This window comes from Corynebacterium sp. HMSC068G04 (genome assembly GCF_001814885.1).
In the GTDB taxonomy this organism is placed as follows: Bacteria; Actinomycetota; Actinomycetes; order Mycobacteriales; family Mycobacteriaceae; genus Corynebacterium; species Corynebacterium hiratae.
The window spans coordinates 1-454 of sequence record NZ_KV818317.1; the positions used below are offsets into that span (position 1 = coordinate 1).

The following is a 454-nucleotide window of genomic DNA, read 5'->3' on the forward strand; positions in this document are numbered from 1 at the left end:
GAGACGACCCCGAACCAGCCGGGCGAAGAGACTGATAAGCCGAAGATTTCGACGAATGCTGACTTTGCTAACGGTGCAACTGAGGTTGTTGCTGGTGCGAAGGTTAACGATACGGTGACGTATGAGGGTTTGGTTCCGGGTATGGAATACACCCTGAAGGCTGAGCTGATTTCTAAGGTTGATGGCAAGTCTGTCCTGGGTAAGGGTGAGAAGACCTTTACTCCGGATGCTGCTGATGGTGAGGTTGTTGTTGAGATCATCGTTGCTGATTCGGTGAAGAAGCCGGTTGAGGCTGCGGTTGCCTTTGAGGAGTTGACTTCTGTTGAGGTCAACGACAAGGGCGAGGAGACTCCGGGTACTGATCCGGAGGAGCCGAACCACATCGCTGAGCACAAGGACATCAACGATAAGAACCAGACGGTTCCGAAGCCGTCCGAGGAAACGACCCCGAACA

At 53.5% G+C, this 454-nt stretch carries 1 protein-coding gene; it reads left to right on the forward strand.

The window, feature by feature from the left end:
• Positions 1-454 (forward strand): VaFE repeat-containing surface-anchored protein (locus tag HMPREF2993_RS05030; RefSeq protein WP_168166766.1); only part of this gene is annotated, 454 nt, incomplete at both ends.